Origin of the sequence: Phenylobacterium montanum (assembly GCF_018135625.1) — a bacterium.
Taxonomy (GTDB): Bacteria; Pseudomonadota; Alphaproteobacteria; order Caulobacterales; family Caulobacteraceae; genus Poindextera; species Poindextera montana.
The window spans coordinates 5,243,920-5,265,967 of record NZ_CP073078.1 but is presented as its reverse complement, the minus strand read 5'-3'; the positions used below and the strand labels follow the sequence as shown (position 1 = coordinate 5,265,967).

General features: G+C 64.6%; 22 protein-coding genes. 7 read left to right on the top strand and 15 right to left on the bottom strand.

Features of this window, described 5'->3' with window-relative positions:
• Position 1: 1 nt before the first annotated feature.
• Complete coding sequence (locus KCG34_RS24085; RefSeq protein WP_211938125.1) at positions 2-3,208, bottom strand: efflux RND transporter permease subunit; 3,207 nt, start codon at positions 3,206-3,208, stop codon at positions 2-4.
• A gap of 6 nt (positions 3,209-3,214) precedes the next feature.
• The gene (locus KCG34_RS24080; protein ID WP_211938124.1) at positions 3,215-4,417 is read right to left on the bottom strand and encodes an efflux RND transporter periplasmic adaptor subunit; all 1,203 of its coding nucleotides are present in this window, start codon (positions 4,415-4,417) and stop codon (positions 3,215-3,217) included.
• A 328-nt stretch (positions 4,418-4,745) separates the two neighbouring features.
• Here KCG34_RS24080 and KCG34_RS24075 point away from each other — a divergent pair, with 328 nt between their 5' ends.
• Complete coding sequence (locus KCG34_RS24075; RefSeq protein WP_211938123.1) at positions 4,746-6,218, top strand: NAD(P)/FAD-dependent oxidoreductase; 1,473 nt, start codon at positions 4,746-4,748, stop codon at positions 6,216-6,218.
• A 1-nt stretch (position 6,219) separates the two neighbouring features.
• Here the strand turns inward: KCG34_RS24075 and KCG34_RS24070 are convergent, their stop codons facing one another.
• The gene (locus KCG34_RS24070; RefSeq protein WP_211938122.1) at positions 6,220-7,089 is read right to left on the bottom strand and encodes a TauD/TfdA dioxygenase family protein; all 870 of its coding nucleotides are present in this window, start codon (positions 7,087-7,089) and stop codon (positions 6,220-6,222) included.
• Positions 7,090-7,305: 216 nt separating this feature from the next.
• On the opposite strand from KCG34_RS24070, the gene KCG34_RS24065 reads away from it, so the two are divergent.
• Together KCG34_RS24065 and KCG34_RS24060 are read left to right on the top strand one after the other, a co-directional pair.
• On the top strand, positions 7,306-7,605 hold the full coding sequence (locus tag KCG34_RS24065; RefSeq protein ID WP_211938121.1) for a hypothetical protein: 300 nt from the start codon (positions 7,306-7,308) through the stop codon (positions 7,603-7,605).
• A 22-nt stretch (positions 7,606-7,627) separates the two neighbouring features.
• The gene (locus tag KCG34_RS24060; protein ID WP_211938120.1) at positions 7,628-7,939 is read left to right on the top strand and encodes a hypothetical protein; all 312 of its coding nucleotides are present in this window, start codon (positions 7,628-7,630) and stop codon (positions 7,937-7,939) included.
• A gap of 111 nt (positions 7,940-8,050) precedes the next feature.
• Here KCG34_RS24060 and KCG34_RS24055 read toward each other — a convergent pair whose 3' ends face one another.
• Positions 8,051-9,469, bottom strand: coding sequence for an amidase (locus tag KCG34_RS24055; RefSeq protein ID WP_211938119.1), 1,419 nt, complete (start codon positions 9,467-9,469; stop codon positions 8,051-8,053).
• Positions 9,470-9,685: 216 nt separating this feature from the next.
• Between KCG34_RS24055 and KCG34_RS24050 the strand changes: the two genes are divergently transcribed.
• Positions 9,686-9,829: a hypothetical protein gene (locus KCG34_RS24050; RefSeq protein ID WP_211938118.1), complete on the top strand. Its 144-nt coding sequence runs from the start codon at positions 9,686-9,688 to the stop codon at positions 9,827-9,829.
• Between the two features lie 133 nt (positions 9,830-9,962).
• On the opposite strand, the gene KCG34_RS24045 is transcribed toward KCG34_RS24050, so the two are convergent.
• Complete coding sequence (locus KCG34_RS24045; protein WP_211938117.1) at positions 9,963-10,364, bottom strand: hypothetical protein; 402 nt, start codon at positions 10,362-10,364, stop codon at positions 9,963-9,965.
• A gap of 76 nt (positions 10,365-10,440) precedes the next feature.
• Here KCG34_RS24045 and KCG34_RS24040 point away from each other — a divergent pair, with 76 nt between their 5' ends.
• Positions 10,441-11,622 carry an MFS transporter gene (locus KCG34_RS24040; protein ID WP_211938116.1) on the top strand — a complete coding sequence of 394 codons (1,182 nt, stop codon included), beginning with the start codon at positions 10,441-10,443 and terminating at the stop codon, positions 11,620-11,622.
• Here KCG34_RS24040 and KCG34_RS24035 read toward each other — a convergent pair.
• The 7 genes from KCG34_RS24035 to KCG34_RS24005 all read right to left on the bottom strand — a co-directional run bounded on the left by KCG34_RS24035 (position 11,619) and on the right by KCG34_RS24005 (position 16,534).
• Positions 11,619-11,906 (bottom strand): hypothetical protein, encoded by a 288-nt coding sequence (locus tag KCG34_RS24035; protein WP_211938115.1) that lies wholly within the window; start codon positions 11,904-11,906, stop codon positions 11,619-11,621. The genes KCG34_RS24040 and KCG34_RS24035 overlap by 4 nt on opposite strands.
• Positions 11,903-12,346, bottom strand: coding sequence for a hypothetical protein (locus tag KCG34_RS24030; RefSeq protein ID WP_211938114.1), 444 nt, complete (start codon positions 12,344-12,346; stop codon positions 11,903-11,905). The genes KCG34_RS24035 and KCG34_RS24030 overlap by 4 nt, the downstream gene beginning before the upstream one ends.
• A 5-nt stretch (positions 12,347-12,351) precedes the next feature.
• Positions 12,352-12,810, bottom strand: a complete 459-nt coding sequence (locus tag KCG34_RS24025; protein ID WP_211938113.1) for a cell wall hydrolase — start codon at positions 12,808-12,810, stop codon at positions 12,352-12,354.
• 37 nt (positions 12,811-12,847) lie between these two features.
• Positions 12,848-13,174, bottom strand: a complete 327-nt coding sequence (locus KCG34_RS24020) for a hypothetical protein (protein ID WP_211938112.1) — start codon at positions 13,172-13,174, stop codon at positions 12,848-12,850.
• 13 nt (positions 13,175-13,187) lie between these two features.
• Positions 13,188-14,111 carry a hypothetical protein gene (locus KCG34_RS24015; RefSeq protein ID WP_211938111.1) on the bottom strand — a complete coding sequence of 308 codons (924 nt, stop codon included), beginning with the start codon at positions 14,109-14,111 and terminating at the stop codon, positions 13,188-13,190.
• A gap of 175 nt (positions 14,112-14,286) precedes the next feature.
• Complete coding sequence (locus tag KCG34_RS24010) at positions 14,287-15,321, bottom strand: acyltransferase family protein (protein WP_211938110.1); 1,035 nt, start codon at positions 15,319-15,321, stop codon at positions 14,287-14,289.
• A 142-nt stretch (positions 15,322-15,463) separates the two neighbouring features.
• Positions 15,464-16,534, bottom strand: a complete 1,071-nt coding sequence (locus tag KCG34_RS24005; protein WP_211938109.1) for an acyltransferase family protein — start codon at positions 16,532-16,534, stop codon at positions 15,464-15,466.
• A gap of 413 nt (positions 16,535-16,947) precedes the next feature.
• Here KCG34_RS24005 and KCG34_RS24000 point away from each other — a divergent pair, with 413 nt between their 5' ends.
• Both KCG34_RS24000 and KCG34_RS23995 read left to right on the top strand, forming a co-directional pair.
• Entirely contained in the window at positions 16,948-18,324 is a 1,377-nt protein-coding gene (locus tag KCG34_RS24000) for a phage holin family protein (RefSeq protein WP_211938108.1), read from the top strand.
• Positions 18,325-18,602: 278 nt separating this feature from the next.
• Positions 18,603-19,724, top strand: a complete 1,122-nt coding sequence (locus tag KCG34_RS23995; RefSeq protein WP_211938107.1) for an acyltransferase family protein — start codon at positions 18,603-18,605, stop codon at positions 19,722-19,724.
• Between the two features lie 131 nt (positions 19,725-19,855).
• Here KCG34_RS23995 and KCG34_RS23990 read toward each other — a convergent pair whose 3' ends face one another.
• Genes KCG34_RS23990 through KCG34_RS23980 form a run of 3 tightly spaced genes read right to left on the bottom strand, consistent with a single transcriptional unit; the run spans position 19,856 to position 21,956 of the window.
• Positions 19,856-20,518 carry a hypothetical protein gene (locus KCG34_RS23990; RefSeq protein ID WP_211938106.1) on the bottom strand — a complete coding sequence of 221 codons (663 nt, stop codon included), beginning with the start codon at positions 20,516-20,518 and terminating at the stop codon, positions 19,856-19,858.
• Between the two features lie 6 nt (positions 20,519-20,524).
• Positions 20,525-21,760 (bottom strand): hypothetical protein, encoded by a 1,236-nt coding sequence (locus KCG34_RS23985; protein WP_211938105.1) that lies wholly within the window; start codon positions 21,758-21,760, stop codon positions 20,525-20,527.
• Between the two features lie 10 nt (positions 21,761-21,770).
• On the bottom strand, positions 21,771-21,956 hold the full coding sequence (locus tag KCG34_RS23980; RefSeq protein WP_211938104.1) for a hypothetical protein: 186 nt from the start codon (positions 21,954-21,956) through the stop codon (positions 21,771-21,773).
• Positions 21,957-22,048: the final 92 nt, after the last annotated feature.

The window sequence follows — 22,048 nt, the reverse complement described above, 5'->3', positions numbered from 1 at the left end:
CTCAACCCTCCTCGGCCAATTCGGTCTCGTGCGGCGTGCCGCTGGTCGTGGGCACCGCCGGCCGCTTGCGCGGCGGCTGCGGCAAGCGGTGCGAGATCCACCGGCAGGCGACATAGAACACCGGCGTGAACATCAGGCCGAACACCGTCACCCCGATCATGCCGAAGAACACCGCCACCCCCAGGGCCTGGCGCATCTCAGCCCCGGCGCCGGTGGCGAAGGCCAGCGGGAACACGCCCAGGATGAAGGCGGCCGAGGTCATCAGGATCGGCCGCAGGCGCGTGCGCCCGGCCTCGACGGCGGCGTCGTGGGACTCCAGGCCATGCTCCAGCTCGCCCTGGCGGGCGAACTCGACGATCAGGATGGCGTTCTTGGCGGCGAGGCCGATCAGCACGACCAGGCCGATCTGGGTCAGGATGTTGTTGTCCATGCCGCGCAGGTTCACGCCGAGCATGGCGGCCAAGAGGCACATGGGCACGATCAGGATCACCGCCAGCGGCAGGGTCACACTCTCATAAAGCGCCGCAAGCAGGAGGAAGACGAACACGACCGCCAGTACGAACACCACCCCGCCGGTGTTGCCGGCCAGCTTCTGCTGGTAGGCCAGCTCGGTCCATTCGACGTTGTAGCCGGCCGGAAGCCGCTCGCGCGCCAGCCGTTCCATCGCCGCCATGGCCTGGCCGCTGGAATAGCCGGGCGCGGCGTCGCCGTTGATCTCGGCGGCCGGGAACAGGTTGTAGCGCAGCACCCGGTAGGGGCCCGTGATCGGCTTCAGATTAACCACCGAGCCCAGCGGCACCATGGCGCCCGTGTTCGAGCGGGTCTGCAACTCCGGCAGCCGCGAGATGTCGTTGCGATAGGGGGCGTCGGCCTGGGCCAGCACCTGGAAGGTGTGGCCGAACAGGTTGAAGTCGTTGATGTAGGTCGAGCCGAGATAGGTCTGCAGCGTGTCGAAGATGCTGGCGTCGGGCACGCCCAGCATCTCGGCCTTGGTGCGGTCGATGTCGGCATACATCCGCGGGGTGCGGGTGTTGAAGGTGACGAAGGCCGAGCCGATCGCCGGCTCGCTCTTGGTCGCTTCGGCAAGGTCCCGGGTCGTGGCCTCGAGCTGCTGATAGCTGTGCCCGCCCTGGTCCTCGACGATCAGCTTGAAGCCGCCGGTGGTGCCGATGCCGCGCACCGACGGGGGCACGATCAGCTTGATTTCGGCGCCGTTGATCACGCTGAGCCGCTTCTTCAGCTCGGCCATCACTTTCGGCGTTTCCTGGTGCTTTCGATAGCGCTCCGGGAACGGCTTCAGCATCAAGTAGATCTGGCCGGAGTCCGACGAGGTCGTGCCGCTGGTGGCGTCGACGCCGGCATAGATTGAGGCGGCCTCGACTCCCGGGGTGCCGAGCAGGATGTCGCGCACCTGGTGCATGATGGCGTCCGTGCGGCCGAGCGAAGCCCCGGGCGGCAGATTGACCGCCACCAGAAGCTGACCCTGGTCCTGGGTCGGAATGAAGCCGGTCGGCGTGGCGGTCAGGCGCCAGCCGGTCAGGCCCAGCAGCCCGGCATAGAGCAGCAGCATCACCGCCACGAGCCGCACCAGCCGGCGAACGAGACGGGAATAGCGACCGCTGAGGGCGTCGAAGCCCGCGTTGAACTTCTGGCCGAAGCGGGTCAGCAGCCCCAGCTTGACGCCCGCCTTGGGGGCGGCGTGCGGCTTCATGATCAGGGCCGCCAGGGCCGGCGACAGGGTCAGCGAGATGATCAGAGAAAACACGGTCGCCGTTGCGATGGTCAGAGCGAACTGCTTGTAGAACTGCCCGGAAATGCCGCTGATGAAGGCCGTCGGCACGAACACGGCGGTCAGCACCAGGGCGATGGCGACCAGGGCCCCACCGACCTCGTCCATGGTCTGGTGCGCAGCCTCGCGCGGGGTCATCCCCAGGTGCAGCAGGCGCTCCACGTTCTCCACCACGACGATGGCGTCGTCGACCACGATGCCGATGGCCAGGACCAGGCCAAACAGCGACAGCGTGTTCAACGAAAACCCGAAAGCGCCCATCACCGCAAAGGTGCCAATCAGCGAGACCGGGATGGCGATGATCGGGATCACCGCCGCGCGCCAGCTCTGCAGGAAGATCATCACCACGACGACCACCAGCGCCAGGGCCTCGAACAGGGTCTTTTCGACCTCGTCGATCGACGCGCGCACGTAGTCGGTTGGATTGTAGATGATCTTGTAGTCCAGCCCCGGCGGGAAATCGCGTTTGAGGGTGTTCATCTGCGCCACGATGGCGTCGGCCGTCTGCAGCGCGTTGGTGCCGGGCTGCTGCAGGATGCCGAGCGCCACGGCGTTGTATTTGTTCATGTAGGCGTTGGTGGTGTAGTCCGCGGCGCCCAGCTCGATGCGGGCCACGTCGGTGACCTTGGTCACCCGGCCCAGGAGATCGGACTTGATGACGATGTCGCCGAACTGCTGCGGGGTCATCAGCCGCCCCAGGGTCTCGACGTTCAGCTGATAGGCGCTGCCTTCCCGATTGAGCGGCGGGGCGCCGATGGCGCCGGCGGCGACCTGGACGTTGTGGCTTCGCAGGGCTGCGACCACGTCGTCGACCGTCAAGTTGCGCGCCGCCGCCCGGTCGGGATCGATCCAGATGCGCATCGAATAGTCGCGGGCGGCCCGGCTGCCGATGTCGCCCACGCCCGGCACCCGCAGCAGGGCGTCGCGGATGTGCAGGCCGACATAGTTGGCGATGTATTGCTGATCCAGCGACCCGTCCGGCGAGTACATGTGCACCGCCAGCAGGAAATCGGTCGAGGCTTTGCGCACGGTGACGCCCGAAGCGACCACCTCGGCCGGCAGGTGCGGCGTGGCGGTGGCCACCCGGTTTTCGACCAGCACCTGGGCGTTGTTGGGATCGGTGCCCAGCTTAAAGGTGACGGTGATGTTGACGTGGCCGTCGCCGGTGGACTGCGAGGACATGTAGAGCATGTCCTCGACCCCGTTGATCTGCTCCTCGATCGGCGTGGCCACGGCGTCGGCCAGGGTCTCGGCCGAGGCGCCGGGATAGGTGGCGCTGACCACCACCGTCGGCGGGGCGATATTGGGGTACTGCGCCACCGGCAAAGACGGGTAGGCGATGGCGCCGACCAGGGTGATCAGGATCGCCACCACGGCCGCGAACACCGGCCGCTCGATGAAGAAGTGCGACAGCTTCATCTGGGGTCAGCGACCCGCATCGACGATGGTCGCCGATCCGGCCGGGGGCGTGATCAATCCGCCCTGGCCGCTGGCGGACGCCGAAACCGGGATCGAGCCCGGCTTGGCGTTGACCTTCTGCCCCGGGCGGGCGCGCTGCATGCCGTCGATGATCACCCGATCGTTCGGCCCCACACCGGACTTGATCACGCGCAGTCCGCCGGACAGGGGGCCGAGCTCGACCGGGCGCTGGCTGACCACCCCGCCGCCATCGACCACATAGATCACTTGGCGCGTTTGGTCGGTGACTACGGCCTGGTCGGGCAACAGAAGGGCGTTGTAGGCGCCCGAACCCAGCAGGCGCATGTGCCCGAACATGCCAGGGGTCAAAAAGCCGTCGGGATTGTCGACCACCGCGCGGCCGCGGATGGTGCCGGAGCTGTTGTCGAGCGCGTTGTCGACGAACTCCATATGCCCCTTCCAGCGATAGTTCGGCTCATCCTGCAGCCGGATTTCCACCGGATTGGCGGCGTCGCGCGAAGACGTCCGCGTCCCTGCCTCGTTGGCGCGGGAGTATTTGAGATAGAGCGCCTCTGAGCCGGTGAAGGAGAAGCGGATCGGGTTCAGGTCGACGATGTTGGTCAGGACGGTGGTGTCGGCGGCGACCAGATTGCCGGGCGCGACCCGCCGGTCAGAGATTCGGCCGCCGAGCGGAGCGGTGACCCGGGTGAATTCGAGATTGAGGGCGGCGGTCCGCACCGCGGCCTCCGCAGCGACCAGGTCCGCCTGGGCCTGGCGATCCGTGGCCACCAGGGTGTCATAGGCCTGCTCGCTGATCGCCTTGGCGTCTAAGAGCTTCTTGCCACGGTCGAGTTCGGTCTTGGCGTTGGCCATCGCGGCCTGGGCATGGGCGGCCTGCCCCTTGGCCTGGTCGAGCGCCGCCTGGTAGGGCCGCGGGTCGATCACGAACAGAAGCTGCCCCTTGCGTACGGTCTGGCCGTCCTTGAAGGCGACCTCCTGCAAATAGCCGGAGACTCGCGGGCGGACATCGACCGAGTCCACGGCGATGAACTGGCCGACGAAGTCGTCCCATTCGACCACATTGCGTGAAAGCGGATTGGCCACGGTCACGTCGAGCGGTTGAACACCGTGATCGTTCTTCTTTCCCCCGCAGGCCGAGACCATCAAGGAGACGGCCACGATGACGGCCAGGGGGGAGAGTCTTAGCATGCAGCTTTCTTTAAAAGGACTTCTGCGAGGCGTCCATGCAGGCGGGCTAGACGCATCGGAAGCGCCTCGCAAGGCCGCGACGAGCCTCGATCGTTTGTGACGCCAGCCTTAGCGGCCTTGCGTTTCCAGATTGGGGCGGAAATTTGGCAATTCAATACCGGCCGCCGGCGCTCCGTCCCCAATTCAGCCGCGATGACGAGGACAATCCTTGCCGAACACCGCCAAATGGCTGGGTTACCGGTACGGAAGGTTGTGGCGCGCATGGCAAGCCCAGCCTAGGCTGTAGGAAAATAGGCGCCGGCGAGCGGCGCCCTCGCCCGGAGGTCGCATGTCCGAGGACATTCTGGTGATCGGCGCAGGGATCGCCGGTCTGAACACAGCCCTGGCCCTTGCTCCGCACGGCCATCGACTGGTGCTTCTGGAGCGGGACGCGGCGCCGCCGTCCAGCGACCCGGACCACGCCTTTTTCGACTGGAGCCGCCGCGGGGTCGGTCATCTGCGGCACAGCCACGCCTTCCTGGCCCGGCTACGCACGATCATCAAGGATCATCACCCCGCCCTGCTGGAGCAATTGCTGGCTGCCGGCTGCCGCGAGATCCGCTTCGCCGACATGCTGCCGGACGCGCTGAAGGCGGCCTACGCCCCAGAGCCGGGCGATCAGGACATGGCGGTGCTGACCAGCCGGCGCACCACGCTGGAGTTGGTCATGCGCCGCTATGTCGAGCAGCTACCGGGCGTGTCGGTGGTGTCCGACGTTTTCGTACGCGGCCTTTTGCTGGAGCCGATGGAGGCCGGGCAGTTCCGAGTGGCGGGCGTCAAAGGCGAAGTCGGGGGCGAGGCCCACGAGTGGCGCGCAGCGGTGACCATCGACGCCGCTGGCCGCAACTCGCAGGCCTTCGAGCAGTTGCAGGAGGCCGGCGCCGCGGTCGGCGAGGAGGCCGAGGACTGCGGCATTCTCTATTACACCCGCCACTATCGCCGCCTTCCCGACCGGCCCGAGCCGCAGAGCAAGGCGCCGGGCACGGGCGACCTCGCCTTCATCAAGTACGGCCTGTTTCCGGGCGACAACGGCTGCTTCTCCATCACCCTGGCCGTACCGGAGGTCGAAACCGGCATCCGCCAGGCGATCGTGCGGCCGGAGGTGTTCGACAAGGTCTGCGGCCTGCTTCCGGGCCTGGCCCCTTGGGCCGATGCGGAAAACGCCGAGCCGATCAGCAAGGTGTTCGGCATGGGAGACCTGAAGAGCCGCTGGCGCAGCTTTGTCAGCTCCGAGGGGCGCGCGACCCTGGGCTTCTTCGCCGTCGGCGACAGCCTCGTGCGCACCAACCCGCTCTATGGCCGCGGCTGCTCCTTCGCCGCAGTCGAGGCGCAGATCCTGGCCGGCGTGCTGGAACAGGCCACAGATCCCGGCGTGCGGGCGCGCCTCTACGACACCCGCGTGCGCGACGAGCTCACCGTCTACTACGATGACATGCGCAGCCAGGACCGCGCGGCGGTCCGGCGGGCGCTTCGGGCGCGCGACCCGGACTTCGCCCCCACCTTGCAGCAGCGCCTTCGCCAGAGCTTTATAGACGACGGGGTGCGGATTGCGGTGCGATCGGACATCCATCTGCTGCGCGCCGCCATGCGCGACTTCCACATGATCGACCCGCCTGGCGCCTGGATGAAGCGGCCCCGGCACATGGCCAAGGTGGTAGGGTCCTGGGCGCGGGGCAAAAAGCGCAACGCCCACCTCTACCCGCCGCCGCTCGGCCCCGATCGCCGGTCCATGCTGTCGGCATTGGGCATCGCAGAAGCATAGCTCAGACCGGGACTTCGCCCGCCACCGTCGTCCGGTGCATGACCCGCTCGTGGCCGTCATAGCCGCCGGTCGCATGGTGCATCAGGCAGCGATTGTCCCAGATGGTCAGCATGTTCGGCCGCCAGCTGTGGCGATAGACGAAGGCGTCCTGCGTCATGTGTTTGAACAGGAAGGCCAGCAAGGGGTCGGCTTGCGCCGGCTCCATGCCCTCGACGCCCACGGTGTAGACCGGATTGACGAACAGGGCCTTTCGGCCCGTGGACGGGTGCGTGCGTACGATCGGGTGCGACCAGGTCTTCTCGGCCTCGGGGCTCGAAAGGATCGTCATGCTGCGCGACTGGGTCTCGCGCGCATAGGCGCCCTGGGGCCCATAGGGACGGGAGGCAGAGTGCACGCCGCGCAGGCCGGCCAGGCGCCCCCGGACGTCGGGACTCAGAGCTTCATAGGCCGCATAGCCGTCGGCATAGAGCGTGTCGCCGCCTTGGGGTGGGACGATCTTGGCGTGCAACAGGGTCGCGGCGGGCGGACGCTCCTGAAAGCTCCAGTCCGAATGCCAGGCGGCGCCGAACGGGCTGGAGGTCTCCTTCGCCTCGCGCCGGACCTCCAGGATGTGCGGCCGCTCGGCCAGCGGCGCGACGTAGGGGTCGACGCCGAAATCGCCGAAGATCCGCGTCGCCGCCTCCAGCTGGTCGTGATCCAGCGGCTGGTCGGGGAACCAGACCACCGCAAAATTCGCAAACGCCCGGCGCACCGCCTCGGCCACGGCCGGCACGAGCGGCCGTGTCAGATCGAGGCCGGTTATTTCGGCGCCGATCGTCGCCTGTCCTGGCTTGATCGAGACTGGCCCGTCGAGCAGCGCTTCCGGTTCCATGCTTCCTCCTAGCCGCTTCACTCCGGTCGAACCGAAGGGGGCGGATCGGAAACTTGTAACAGAATGCGCCGCCGGAGAGGTCCCAAGCCAATGCCCTAGGCAAGGCCCAGATACGAAACAACGCCGGCGCGGATTGCTCCGGGCCGGCGTCAAAGGTTGATTTCGCGATGCTGCGGCGCAACATAGCGCCTTCGGGATCGCAAATGGGGCGTCATCGTGGGTGTAACCACCAACAGCTGGCTGGAACTGCCTTTCAAAGCCATGCAGCTCGGCGTGGAGGCGCAGACCGTGATCAGCCTGCGCCTTCTGAAGCTGACCTTCGGCGGCCCGTCCGCCTTCGCCGAGGCCGAGCGGATGGTCTCGGAGAAAGCCCTGGCGGCCATGGACGCGCAGACCGACTTTCTCAGCCACGCCCTGGTGGGCCGGCCGCACCGCGCCTCCTCGCGCGCCCTGACCCTCTATCGCCACCGGGTGCGCGCCAATCGGCGGCGCCTTACAAAGCAGTTTCAGGCCTGAACGGGCCGCGGCGGATTCGACGATGAAGACCTACCAGCTCGACCTCAGGCACGCGCCGTCCAAGAACCGGCTGAACGCGCTCGACGACAACCGCCTGCCGCCCTTGAGGTTGCGGCTGGCGGACGACGCCGTGGCCATTGATTGGGCCAAGGACGAGGCGCTGCAGTTCGTCAAGCGCAATCGCGGCGCCAACTTCGCCTATGTCGAGGCGGCGTTGACCGAGCTGCTGCCGATCGGCGCGGCGGGTGACGATGATTACCGCCGCGTGGGCCGCTGGGTGCACAATCGCGAAGGCCTGAACTGGCGCCCGACCCCGCGCAAGGCCAAGGCCTAGAGCGGGATGAGGAAAAGTGCGAAGCGGTTTTCCGCTCGCATCCCGCTCTCAACTTTTAGAATCGATCACGTCTTATGAATTCGGATCGTTTCGATCCGAATTCATCGTGATCTAGGCGACCGTCGGCGGCAGCCGGCCCGACCAGGGGCGCGCGCCTTCCAGTTGGCCGGCGAGGCTGTACAGCAGGTCCTCCCGGCCGAAGGGCGCGGCGAACATCACCCCGATCGGCAGGCCCTCGGCGTTCCAAAAGAGCGGAACCGACATGGCCGGCGCGCCGATCTGGTTGTGCAGGGCCGTATAAGGGCTGAACGCGCCAATGGCGCGGGCATAGGCGCCGATGTCCTGATCGAGCCTCAATTCTCCCAGCCTGACCGGCGGGGCGGCGAGAACCGGCGAGAGCACCACGTCGTAGTCGGCATAGCGGGCGGCGTAGCGGGCGGCCGCCATGTCGAAGGTTCGCCGGGCGGCGACGTAGTCCGGGCCCGTGACGGTGCGGCCGCGTTCGGCGAATCGCCAAGTCACCGCCTCCACGTCATCTTCGGTGATCGGCCGGCCGCGAGCCTGGGCGCAGGCGTCGAGGCGAGCCGCGATATCGACCGCGATGCTGGCGGTCATGGCCTCGCCCAGCGCGCCGGCGTCAAGGTCCAGGGCCAAGGGTTCGACCTCATGGCCCAGGCTTTCGCAAAGCCTAGCCGCATCCAGCAGGGCCTCGCGGCAATCGGAATGCACGGCCGCGCCGCTGGCCGGGGCTTCGACAAGGGCGATCCGCAGCCGGGCCGGCTCGCGACCAGCGGCCTCGCGATACGGGCCGGTCTGTGGGGCGATGATGCTGTCGCCAATCTCCGGCCCAGCCAGGGCGTCGAGCAGGGCGGCGGAATCGCGCACGCTGATCGAGACAGCGTGCTGGCAGGAGAGCCCGTTCCAGCCGATCCCGGCGCCAGGTCCCGTCGCAACACGCCCTCGTGAGGGCTTGAGGCCGAACAGGCCGCAGCAGGCGGCCGGAATGCGAATCGAGCCGCCACCATCAGAGGCGTGGGCGATCGGCGAGATGCGAGCGGCCACAGACGCTGCTGCGCCACCGGACGAGCCGCCGGCGATTCGGTCGAGGTTCCAGGGATTGCGCGTCTGGCCCCAGAGCCGGCTTTCGGTGGTGGTGGTCAGGCCGAATTCGGGGCTGGCGGTCTTGCCGAAAACCACGAGGCCGGCGGCCTTGGCGCGGCGCACCAGGGTCGTGTCGGCCGGCGAGACATGATCGGCGAAGGCGCGGCATCCCTCGGTGGTGACCGTGCCGGCGAGGCCGACATTCAGGTCCTTGAGCAGGAAGGGCACGCCGGCGAATGGGCCGGAAGGCGGCTCAGAGGCGAGCTGGGCCCTCGCCTCGTCATAGTGCTTGAGCACCACGGCGTTGATGGCTGGATTGACGGCCTCGACCCGGGCGATGGCGCGATCCAGCAGTTCGGCCGGCTGTACTTCGCGGCCGGCGACGAGTTCCCCGAGGCCCAGGGCGTCGTAGCGATCGAGTTCGTCCATGGATTTCCCCTCCGAAGGTCGTGCGCCGTTTTCGTTGACCGAAAGGCTAGCCTCGAAATTCGGGCGGGTCGACCGGCGAGCCCGCTTGTTGGGCGCCGGGCGCCCGAGCGGGGCTCACTCGGAGCGAATCCATCACCTGTCAGGTGAACCTGATGGACGCGCCGCCGCCGGCGACGAACCTTGGCCCGGTCAAGCTGGCGAAGATCGGAGAGTCCGATGATCGAGTCCCTGGTGACCGTTGTAGCGTCCGCTGTAGTCCTGATGGCCGCGTTCGTCATCGCATCGCGCATCATTCCTGACGAATACGATCCGGCGCCGGCGCGAAGCCCGGCGCGGACGGTGGAGCCGCCAGTCGGTTGAGGCCGGCTGAGGTTAATCATTCGTCATTTGACCCCAGGCCCTGTCGGCCCCCACTGAGGAAAACCTTTGGGAGCGGCGACGGGGCGACATGGACCAACTGGCCTTGCGGGCCGGGCGAGGCGCATTCGCCCGATCAGGCCGCCCGCCCATCTCGCTCCAGCACCTGACGGATGTTGCGCACCCCGTGCTTGACCTCGTCGAGTTCCCGCGCGCTGAGTTCCTTCATGGCGTCGAAGCGGGCGTCGATCAGGCGCTGGCCGGCGGCGATCTGGTCGGCCATGCGGGCAAGTTCCGCGGCGCTGAGTTTCTGGCTGTCGGCCAGCCGGTCCGCAAGGTGCTCGATGCCGCGGCTGAGGCCTTCGACCGCGATCTTCAGAGCTTCAAGCGCAGTCAGCCGTTCGTCCAGCGCACGCACGTCGCTTTCCAGCGCCTCGGTGCGGGCGCGATGGGCGCCCTGGGTGATCGCCACCGCCCCGAGAGACAGCACGAACATGCCGCTGGCGGCGCCGGCGGTGATCCAGTCGGTGGGCGGCATGGAAGGGCCTCCTGCGCCAAGGGCAAGCTAGATTGCAAATCTGGTTCGGATAGGCTGGCGTGCGATGAATAGGTCCATGACACAAACGCCGGCGGCTGAGCATGTGGTGCACGAGGCGTTCGGCCCGCCATTGACGCCGCCCCAGGCGAGCGCGGCCATCGCTTTCGGCGTGGTGTCGCTGCTGATCTCAGGCCTGTTGGCGGTGCTGCTGGGCGCCCTGGCCGAGGAGCACAGACTGAGCGCAAGAGGGATCGGGCTATCGGCCATGACCGAGGCCCTGACCATGGCCATCACCACCGGTGTGGCGGGCGCGGTGCTGAAGCCGCACCGGCTGAAGCTGATCGGGGCGGTTTCTTCCGTCGCCCTGTGCGCGACCAACCTGGCGGTGCTGCTGGTGCACAACGACCTGCAGGTGATGGCGGTGCGAGGTCTGTGCGGCGTGCCTGAAGGCCTCTTGCTGTGGATCACCATCGGCATGATCGCCCGCACCGAGACGCCCGACCGCTGGGCCGGGGTGATGTTCACCGCCCTGACCGCGACTCAGCTGGCGATTTCCGCAAGCATGGCGGGGTGGGTGCTGCCGAAGCTGGGCGCCAATGGCGGCTTCGCCCTGATCGGCGTTCTCAGCCTGGCGGGCGCCCCGATCTCGCTGTGGCTGCCGGCGCGTTATCCGCCCCTGCCGAAGGTCGAGGGCGAGACCGGCGCGCCGCCCCCGAGAGGCTGGATCGCCCTAGCTGGCACCCTGCTCTATGTCTCGGCGGCCTCGGCCGTGGCCATCTATCTCGTGCCGTTCTGCATCCAGGCCGGGCTGCCGACGGTGGTCGCGCGGACGGCGACGTCGTTCTCCCTGGCGGCGCAGGTTCTGGGCGGGGCCTTGGCGACCGTGGCGGCGGGAAGAGTGAAGTACTTCGTCGTCTTCGTTGGCGGCGTGGTCGCCTATGGCGCGGTCTATCTGGTCTATGGCTTCGCGGCGCCGGCCTGGCTGTTCATCGCCGCCACGGCCCTGTCCGGCCTGACCGCGATCTTCATCAACCCGTTCCTGGTGCCGATGACCATCGAGGCCGATCCCTCGCGGCGGGCGGCGGTGCAGAGCGGGGCCGTGCAGCTGCTCGGCGCGGCGCTAGGGCCGTTCTTCGCCTCGCGCGTGGTCAGCCAGGCCGATGCGCGCGGAGCGCTGTGGCTGGGCATGGCGCTGCTGTGCTCGGGCCTGGCCGTCATCGCCTGGCTGAGGTTCACCCGCACCCAGGCGGTGGCCTAGCCGGCGCAGGCGGCCAGGGCCGCGGTCTTCTGCTGGTCACGCGCGATGCGCAGCATGCGGCCGGCCAGGAGCAGGCGCACCCGGGAGAACAGGTCTGGCGCAGCGCGCAGGGCCTCATCGGTATCGGGGTAGTCCGGCTCTGGCCCGAGATCTGGTCGACAGCGGACGGGCGTCGGCACCTCGACCGTATGCATGACTGAAGGCGGCGCCACGTCGGGCGTGCTGGCGCAGCCGGCCAGCAAGGCGATGGCGGCGCCGGCGATCAGGCCGGGTTTGCGGATCATGGATCGAGGCTCTTCAGGATCAGGGCGTCAGCGTCGCTGCAGCCGGTGACGGAGGCTGGTGCGGAAAGCACGGCGGCGGCGCGGACGCCGGCGGCCTTGACGGCCTGTTGCGCCCGACCCAGAGCGGCCTGGGCCGCGGCGGTGGCGGCGGCGTCCTGGTCCTTCTGGGCGGAGAGCGCCGCGTTCTGGTCTTCGACAGCGCTGCTCAACCTGGCCAGGCCGGCCTGACAGGTCCCGAGCGCAGCGGCGGCGGCCTTGGCCTCGGCCTGCCAGGCGCGGTGCGTAGCCGGATCGAGCGCCGCCGCCCGCGCCGCGGCGAGGTCGGACTTGGCGTGGGCCAGGCGCGCGGTCTGGACGCCGACCGTGGCCAGCAACAGGGCGAGGCCGAGCGCGCCCCAGGCCTGGCGCGAGCCCAGCAGCGAAAGCAGGAAGGCAGGCATGGCGGTCAGGCCCGATAGAAGCTGTGGCGGCCGATGTCGCAGACGTGGCGGGCCGGGTTGGCCCAGGTGGCCTGGCTGAGGCGAGGGTTGAGGTAGAGCACCACCTGGTCGGTCAGCCGGTCGTACTCCGGACCGACATAGGCGCCCGCCCGCACCTCGCGGATGATGCGCTGGACGCGCGCCCATTGGCTGGTGAAATTCTGGGCCTTGGACAGCAGCCCATCGGCGCGGACGGCGACCTCGGCGGGGGTGTGGCAGACGCGGCGGTAGCGACCGCCCACCATCTCAAAGGCGGTCCAGGAGAATTGGTCGGGCGCCAGCACCGTGCCGGCGATGGCGCCGTCCGAGGCGTAGCGGCGGGCCATGCGGTTCAGCACCACGCGGGCGATGGCGGCGACGCCGTCGTCGGGCTCGCCCGCCGCTTCCTGAAAGGCGCAGAGCGCCAGAAGGCTCGCATCGTCCATGATGCGGCTCCTTTCATGCTGCAAAGAAAGGGAGGACTCAGCCCTGGGCCGGCGGCTTCGGCTCGGTGAAGGCGGTGCCGGCGATCAGGCCGCCCACCAGGCCGCCGATGGCGAGCGCCAGGGCAGTGACATAGGGCGTCAAAGCACCCAGGAGCGCGAACCAGGCCTCGGGCCGCACGCCCTGGAGCAGGAAGACGCCGGCGATCAGGCTGGGCAGGCCGACCAGAAGGTCGATCACCAGCAGAAGGCCGATCACAGCGCCCAGCACGCGGCCGATGGCGGGGGAGCGATTGTCGCGGCCGGACAGCAGCGAGAGCCAGAAGCCGGGGCGGGTCGTAGCGGCGGCGGGAGCCTGATCGATCATCTCGCCCTCCCCTTCAGTTGGCCGCCGGCGCATAGCCGGGCGAGCGATAGGCGGGTCCGGCGACGCCGGGCGGCACGAAGTCGCCGTTCGGCGGCGCGCCAATCGTGACGTGGCCGTCGATCGGCAGGCGGGAGAAGCCGATCGCGCCGGCCATCGGCTGGACCAGGCCGCCGGTCCAGACCGTGCTGGCTGCGGCCATGCCCGGCCTGGGCTGCAGATAGACCTCGGACAGGCTGGTTCGGGCCACGTTGGCGCAGTCGGCGGCGCGGCACGGCCAATAGAGATAGCCGCCGTCGTTGTGGGCGCCATGGATGACCGGGCCGATGGCGGTGATGTCGACGTGGCGCAGGTCGACGCTCCAGCCGGCGGGCGAAGTGGAGACGGGCCAGATCGACAGGCCCTGGTAGCCGGTCCTGCAGGTGAAGCGATCGACCCGCAGCGCCTTGACCCCGCCGAACGGCTGGATGCAGTCGGCGTGGAACTGGTCATAGAAGCCGAAGACGCCGTCGATGCGGACGTTTTCGATCTGGACCACCGCCTTGGGCGCGTTGAAGTCGAGGCCGTCGGACATGCCGCCCGCCGAGGCGTCGCCCAAGAGGCCCTCGATATGCACCACGCCGGTGGCGCCGGAGACCTCGAGGATGCGGCTGGGCGGGGCGTTGGAATGGTCTGCCGGTTGGGGCACGCTGGTCCAGCCGCCGATCGAGACCAGGTTGCGGGCGTTGAAGATCCGCACCGCCCCGACGTGGCGGCCCGGGGGCCAGACCAGGCGGCAGTCCCGCCCCTGGCATGAGGCCGTGAAGTCGCCCGGCCGGACGACCACGGTCAGCGGGTCGATCAGGACCGGCGGCGCCCAGGCGAGCGGTTGAGCCGCCGCGGCGCCGGCGATCAGGCAGCCGCCTGCGATGGCCGCCCAGCCGATGAGGCGGCGGCCCATTTTGGTGAACATCTTTGATCTACCCTCTGGACGCGCAGCCGGTCAGGCCCGATGTCCCTGATTGGGGGCGTACATCAGCGAGTCGAGCCGTGACGGGGATGATTTTTACGATTGTGATGCTGGTCGGAGCGGTGGCCGCGGTGGGCGCGCGCTATGCCCGCATGGAGTGAAGCCGCTATTCCGCGGCGGCGACGGCCGGCTTCAGCCGGGGCGTCTTGAACCAGTTGATGATCGGCTTTTCCACGAACCAGTAGACCCCGACGCCGACGGTGATGCAGGTCAGGGTGATGACCACCGACGCCCCGATCTCGGCCGGGACCGATCTGACGAAGCGGTGGGCGATCTGGAACAGCGCCGACAGCACGATCACGTGGCTGAGGTAGATGGCGTAGGAGGCGTCGCCCAGCAGCTGCACCAGAGGCCAGCGCGCCGTGCCGCGGGCGCGCTCGTTGAACACCCAGCCGCTGACGAACAGCGCCGCGGGCACGCCCCAGGCGAAGCCGCGGGCCAGGCCAGGAACCTGGGCCAGGCCGAAGAAGGCGGCGATCGCCAGGCCGATCATGGCCACGCCCGCCCAGGGGGGCGCGCGCTCGGCCAGGTCCTTCTCCAGCAGGGCGCCCAGCACGCAGCCCATGCCGAACTCGGCCAACAGGCTATTGCTGTAGAAGGCGACCAGCGACCTGTCGGAATGCGGGATCAGGCCCATGGCCGTCAGCCCGGCCAGGGGAATCAGGATCAGCGCCAGGCGAAAACGCATCGGCCCCAGGAGCGCCAGGGTGATGAGGACGTAGAAGAACATCTCGTAGTTCAGGGTCCAGCCCGGGAACAGCAGGGGCTCGAACGTGCCCTTGACCGGGTGGATCGCGGGGATGAATAGGTAGGACGAGACGACGTGGCCCAGGTCGAACTTTGAGGTCAGGGTCGCGCCCGGCAGCACCACCAGCACCACCAGCATGGCGGTGGTCATCAGCCAGTAGAGCGGCACGATTCGCTTCAGCCGGCGGCTGAAGAAATCCCACGCGCCCCCTTCCCGCCCCGCCGTCAGGCTCCACATGACGAAGCCGCTGATGACGAAGAAGATGTCGACCCCGCCGGACAGGAACAGGTAGTGCGGCTTCTGCTCGGGGATCCAGTGCAGGACCACGTGGTAGCAGAGCACCATGATCGCGGCCACGGCGCGCAGATACTGGATGACCGCACTGAATTTCATGGTCTCACCTGCCGCAGACATTTCCACATGGGCGCAGGGTCGGGAAGATTGAGGTCTCTCTGGCCCGCCCGCGCCATTGTCATGATCGTCCGCCTTACTTGCCTCCACTCAGCGCTAGCACGCCAGCGTCGAACTATCCAACCTAAGCAGGCTCTGGTGTCACCCGCCCGATCCGCAACGAACGCCCCAAGCGCTGGATTGGCATTTCCAAAAGCTCATACGACGCGACCGAAATCGCAAGGCTCGCGAAAAACGCAAACAAGGCACCCTCGACCTCAGAGGCGACCCCACCATGGTGCGCCAATCCCGCCGCTAGTTGTGATGGCGGATAACTCTCGTAAAGATAGAATCCATACGAAATTCGGCCAAAATAGGCTATCGGCGGCCAGCTCAGAAGGTTCGCGAGCGGACCGGCCTGATTGCCGTGCAGGGCGAGGATCGCAATCAGGCCAAACGCCAATGCCAGCAGCGGGCTGATCGAATTCGACCATCCCAAGGCCCCCAGGCAAAAGGGCAGCACGAGGAAACCTGCAAGCGCGGCCCACCCGATCCACTCGCCGCGAAGGGCATGTCGCCTGACAATCAAGCCACCTAACCCACCGACTGCGAGACTCGCCATGTTCACAAGGCTGTCCACATAGATCGAGAACGGTGGCCATCCAGCCTCGACCATCCAGATTCGCCGCAAAACCCCCGCAGCGATAAGTCCGCCGCACCACCAAGGTGCCCAGCGGCGCGGCGTCAGGATCAGGAGCGGAGCGAAGACGAGATAGAACTGCTCCTCAATCGCGAGAGACCAGAAATGTTGCCAAGTGCCGAGGTCGACCTGCGGATGAAACTCTGCGTACCAGTTGGTTGCGTAGAGAAAATGCCAACTCAAGGCCGGGACCGGGCGACGCCAAAGTGCATAGAGCCCTGCAAGCACGATCAGCAGGGCGTAGTACGGCGGCAAAATTCGGAATGAACGGCGCCACCAGAATCCGCCGAGCTCCGACCAGCAGCTCTCCCCGCCCTCTTCGACCCGCTCGCGGGCGGCGACCAGCTGGGAGGTGATCAAAAACCCGGAGAGGAGAAAAAACAGCCACACGCCGTATGCGCCTAGCTCGTAGCGTTCGCCCAGGGCCGTCTTATGCATGAGGAAGACGCCGAAAACGGCGATTGCGCGGATTCCGTCGAATCCCTTGATACGATGTGGGGGTTGCAGCTTCACCATCGGCCGCTTTATGGCTGTCATTGAAAAGGCGCGCTAGCCCACAAGGCGCAGCGAAGCAGTTGGTGTGGGCCCCGCATGCAAACCTGCCTTTGTCAGCGGCGACGTCGTCGAAGCGCGCTGCAACATAACCCTTGTTTTCAGCGCTGCTGCCGGCCACGGCGAGGACCGCCTGACGGAACACGCAACTAGGCCTGAGCATTTCGAGAAGCATGCCGCCAAGGACAATGTTCTATGCCGATATTCCGAGTCGCCGGGCGCTGCCCGGTCAGCCTCGATCAATGCGTCCAACACCCACAGGGTCGAGCCCCTCGCAGCCGACGCCACGGCGAAATGGAAAGCCAAGCTAGGCCGCAACACATCGTGGATATGTTAACCCCCTCATGGTAGCCGTGCCCGGAGGAGCTAGGACGCCTATGAACACTCTCCGACAGACCGCCCCCAAACTCCTTGGGCGCATCCACGCGTTCGACAAGTATGATCCAGATACACATGGACCCATCTCGCCGAATTCGGAGATTATCGTCTTCTGGGTGACCTTCTCAATTTGGTTTGTGGTCCTTACCGAAAAGATTGCACTCCCACCGTTCAACATTGAACTGTGCCTCTTCGAGGGTGTGGCCTGTGTTGCCATGCTTTTCTGGAGAAAATTACTTTTCATAGAAAAAAAGCGGGCTATAGGATATTTCATATTCGCCGCTGTTTTGGTTTCAGAGCAGTTGTTTACGTATTTTCGGGAACCGATTTCGATTCCGGCCATTCTTGCGGCGATGGTATATTATTCAGTCTTCATGTTCATCGCCCCGATGGAGCGGCCAGCGATATTCAAGATAATGTGCTCATTTGTAAATGTTACATTATTCATCGGATTCATGGTCTATGTGGACTGGGCTTTTAATTTGGCTCACCACCCAATTCCAAATTTCGACAAGATCCTTCCGGAATCTTTCCAATTTCTCCACTATGTTTACATTCAACCCACGCATTGGGGATCGCCGTATACGAAACCTAACGGCTTCTTCATGCTTGAAGCATCCCACACCTCACAGTTCATGGCGATGGGAATCGTCGTGGAATTTTATACGCGACAGAATCTGCTTCGCCTGGGGTTTCTCGGTTCGGCCCTTTTGCTTACATTCGCCGGAACGGGATTTCTACTCCTGGCGCTCGTTATTCCACTCATGCTTTGGCGCACAAAAATATCCACGCTCCTGGTCGCCGTCCTGATTGTTCCGCTGATTTTGGGGGCAGCGCTCGCTAAGGGCGCGCTCAACGACTACACCAGGCGCTCCAGCGAGTTCACCCAAGTTGGGCAAAGCGGGAATCAGAGATTCGTGTGGCCATACCAGCTTGCTTGGAAGCAGCTGACCTCGACTTCGGATTTCCACGACTCGTTCCTTGGAGTTGGCGCGAGCAACGCGGCCGACGACGCACGCCTCCCCCTTGTTATCAAGGGAAAGCCAAACGGCTCGCCGAGCTGGGGGACGCCGACCAAACTAATCGTCGAATACGGATTATTTGTCGCGGTCGTTTGGTCCATCTTCTTTATAATGATTTTGTTTTCATCTAACGTGCCTATAGGAATTCTTTTCATGCTATATATTCAGTATGAATTTGTGAATGGCGGCCTTCTAGTGCCCTTCGAAATATTCTTTGCTTATTTCCTGGGTGGAATTTATATGAAGCCAATTCCAAATTGGGATTTGGGGTTTGGCCGGTACGGCCGTGGGCGTCGCGATTGGCGGCAATATAATAGGTCAATTGAAGCCGCGCCCATTCAATCCGGATCATAAGCTGTGGCGGCTCACGCCGGCCCTTTGGCCGCGGAGGGGTCCGACACCAAGGTGACGAATGGTGTTCGGCCCGGACGAACCTTGAAGGCTGTCAGAGACGGCCACGATCGCCGACACCCCTCGCTGCCAGCCCGCCAACCGCGAAACTCCGCTCCAGCCGATAGATCGAAAATAGGGCACTTTTCGGCACCGATCATGGGTTACCGATCGCGCTCCGTTTGACAGGCGAATCACGTTCGAACAGACTCGCGAAGCCAGATTGACAGGGGTTCAGCGAGTTGAAGTTCCAGGTTCCCGAACAAAGAACGGCCCGCCCCATCAACGCGTCCGGTGGAGAGTTTCTGGAAAATGTTCAAATCCTGAGGTTCATCGCTGCGGCGATGGTCCTGTTTCGCCACCTAGTACGCGAGCTATCTGGCCCCAATTTTTCGATCCCAATGGACAATCTGTTGAGGTTTGAATGGACCGTTGGCGTCGATATATTTTTTGTTACCAGTGGCTTCTTGATGTATTTTCTGACAAATAGGCATTTTGCCGAAAAAGACTATCCATTTGAATTTTTGCGACGCCGATTCGTTCGAATTGTGCCTCTATATTGGCTATTCACAACTTTGATGCTCGCTATCACGATTTTGATCCCCGGGGAAGTGAGGCAATTTGACTGGAGCGTCGGCCACATCGTAAGTTCGTACTTATTTATCCCGTGGCAGAGGGCACAGGGCCAAGTCTTTCCGATTCTGGGACTTGGATGGACCTTAAACTATGAAATGCTGTTTTATTTCGCCTTTACAATTGCCCTTTTCTTTCCTCGGCGCACAGCGATTGTTGGTCTGGTTTCGGCGTTCTTAATTGCCGTTGCAGTCGGCGAATTTATCCCTGATAGCCAAGTCATGGTCAAATTTTGGACTGCGCCGATCATCTTGGAGTTCATCGGGGGCGTGCTACTGAGCATGGCGTTCGTCGGTGGTTTGCGGCTTCATCTCTCCACGAGAATTTTTCTAGCCGCGCTCGGCGTCATTGCTTCCTTGGTTTGTGTGCACTTCAATCTCACAGATCAACGATGGCGCATCGTCTGGGGCGGAATTCCCGCAATTCTCCTAGCGTCCTCTGCCATTCTCGGGCCGCCCCCTCGGCAGAGTGGCGGTCAGTCGGGTCCGCTGGTCCGAATGATGGTCTTCTTGGGCGGCGCGTCTTACGCCCTCTACTTGTCGCACATGTTTGCCATTCGCCCACTCACCGCCGTTTGGAAGAAGCTTCACCTTGCGGGTGGTTTGGCGTACCTCGGCGTGGGGTTCATAGCGGCGCTGGTGCTGGCATCAGCAGTCTACGTTTATGTGGAAAAACCAACCTTGGCCGCGCTGAAGCGGATCATTCGGCCGAAGGTTGGCGTTGTCGCTTGACTGTTTGACTAGCGCGCAATCGTAGTTTGTGAACGGCTTCCTGTTCGCCACGAGCCAGGAGCAGATTCGACGACCAAACGATGGATGACGGCGCCGACAACCGCACTGCCGTCGCACCTGCTGAACCGCTCCTAAGGAAGCGCTAAGCCCGAAACGAACTGCGACTGAAGATAGGTCGCCACTAGGCCGTTGGCGTCGACACTGCTTCCCGTCAAATCTGTTAGCGAGCGCGGATGGATACCGTTCCGGAGCGCCGTCACGGTTGCGGTAATCGATCCGCCCGACAGGCCCGCGATCGCACTCGTCGAGAACGAGGGTGTTGAGCCGCAGCCCGCACCGACATTTGTTGTCGACACCGCCGAGATTGCGCCGCCAGACACAGTTGCCTGAACAACTGGCTCAACCAAGCAACCGCCCCCGGTCGCCGTGATATTGTAACTTCCATTCATACCACCGGAACCTGGGACAAAGCTGACTGCGATCAAGCTGCCAAACCAGTCGGCGAATGGGTGGTAGTCGACACGCCAGAGTTGGCTGTCGCGGCTCGACATTTCGGCGTCAGCTTCGTCGAGAATGCGACCGCCCGTGTAAGTCGGCGCACCCGTGGTTCGAAGCCAGTCGTTGTAAGCTTGGCCCGCACCACCAGGGGCAAAGCCGGGAACGGGAGTTTGGTTGCCGGTGGTAGCGCCCCCGTCAGTCGTTGTCGTCTCAGTCCCGATGGTAACAGCCCAAACTCGGACACCTGCCGCCTTCAGGATCGCGACAGCTGATTCGAAATTTGCCTCAAGCTGCACGGCGGTCTAGCCGTTGGCGATGTCGTTCACGCCGAGGGCCAAGATCGCGTCAGTAACGCTTCCTCGTCGAATCAGATCAAGTGTATTGCTTGGATTCGAAACGAAGTTAGCCATCCACTTGGAGGATTGTGAAGTGTTGATATAGTTGAAGCCATTGTTGGCTAGGAGTCGAGAAATCCAGCCGACGTTTCCGCTGCTATCCCCGTATTGAATCAATGACGTGGTGCCGGGCGCAAGAAATACGTCCCACGCCCCGCGCCCTTTACTATCTCCAACAATAGCAAAAGATCTGTTCGCGTTCACAGGAACGTTTGACCGGCACGTCAGGGTAGTCGGGCCGTAACCATATATTGCTGTTGTTTTGCTATAACTTGGAGAAAGAGGCAGCGACTGATCGATCGAAGTCCCGCTGATCGGCTGAATTTCGCCAGCGTAGTCGTAAGCTTCACCAAGATCGAGCCGCATAGCCTCATTGCCATAAAGACTGGTCTGATTGTCGTACCAAACGTCGTGGCGCTCCTCTGCCGCGATGGAGGTCGATGGAACCAAATTGACTGCGAACCAGTCGCTGTCGACAGAAGCCCCAGCTGGGACCTGTACCGACTTTTGGCCATCGAAATAGACTTGAATGGGCTGAGCGCCGCTGTTCCAGGTCGGAAGAAACCCTACATTACCTATTACCAACGGATCACCGATCGTATCCACTTCTCCCGCAGCATTTCCATAATAGTTTGGCGTTGAGGTGAAAGCTGCCACCACCGATGAATTGGTGGAGGTAGCGTTCTGGTTAGCGACCACATGAGTCGAGTCCGTGATCGAGGCGACTTTGGTCCCCGCCGGGAACCCAGTCATCGAAATGATCTGCCCCGCCCATATCCCAGCCGTCGACGAGACCGTGATGGTTGGCGATCCAGATGTGTTCGCGGAACCAGAAACCACCAGATTTGCACCCGGCCCCTGAACCCAGTTTGAGAACGTAAGCCTGCATTGATAGTAGGACGTGGCCCCGTTTAGTGTCCCAAGGGGAATCTTGCGCCGGAAAGCGTAGTGCCAGGGGCCAGTACGAGTATTGCCGCCTGTTGAAGCCGCGCTGAAAAGCGCGACCATAGAGTCACCAGTTTGCAGGCGCTGTCCTGCCAGCATATCGGTAGGAACTAGTGGGGGAACATAGCCGCCAGCGTTTGCGAGGCGCGCGCAAAAGAATGCCAGAAACGTTATAACGAGACCAATTAGTGTTCTCATCCCACCCTCCTCACTTGAAGATGAAGTTGCACACCGCGCCCGTCGCCGGGGCTGTGGCGCCGGTGGGGGTGGTGGTGACGGCGACGGTGATGGCGTAGGTGAAGGCGGGGCGTTCCTCGCCGGGGTAGTGCTCTTCCCAATAGCCAGAGGGCGGGATCGGGTAGGTGAGCTTGGGCGGGGTCGAGCCCAGGATCACGGCGGCGGCGGCGGAATCGAAGATCTGGATATAGGCGGTGGCGGCGGCGGCGTTGGAGCACTGCTAAATTCTTCGCCGGCGCCTGCAGGTCG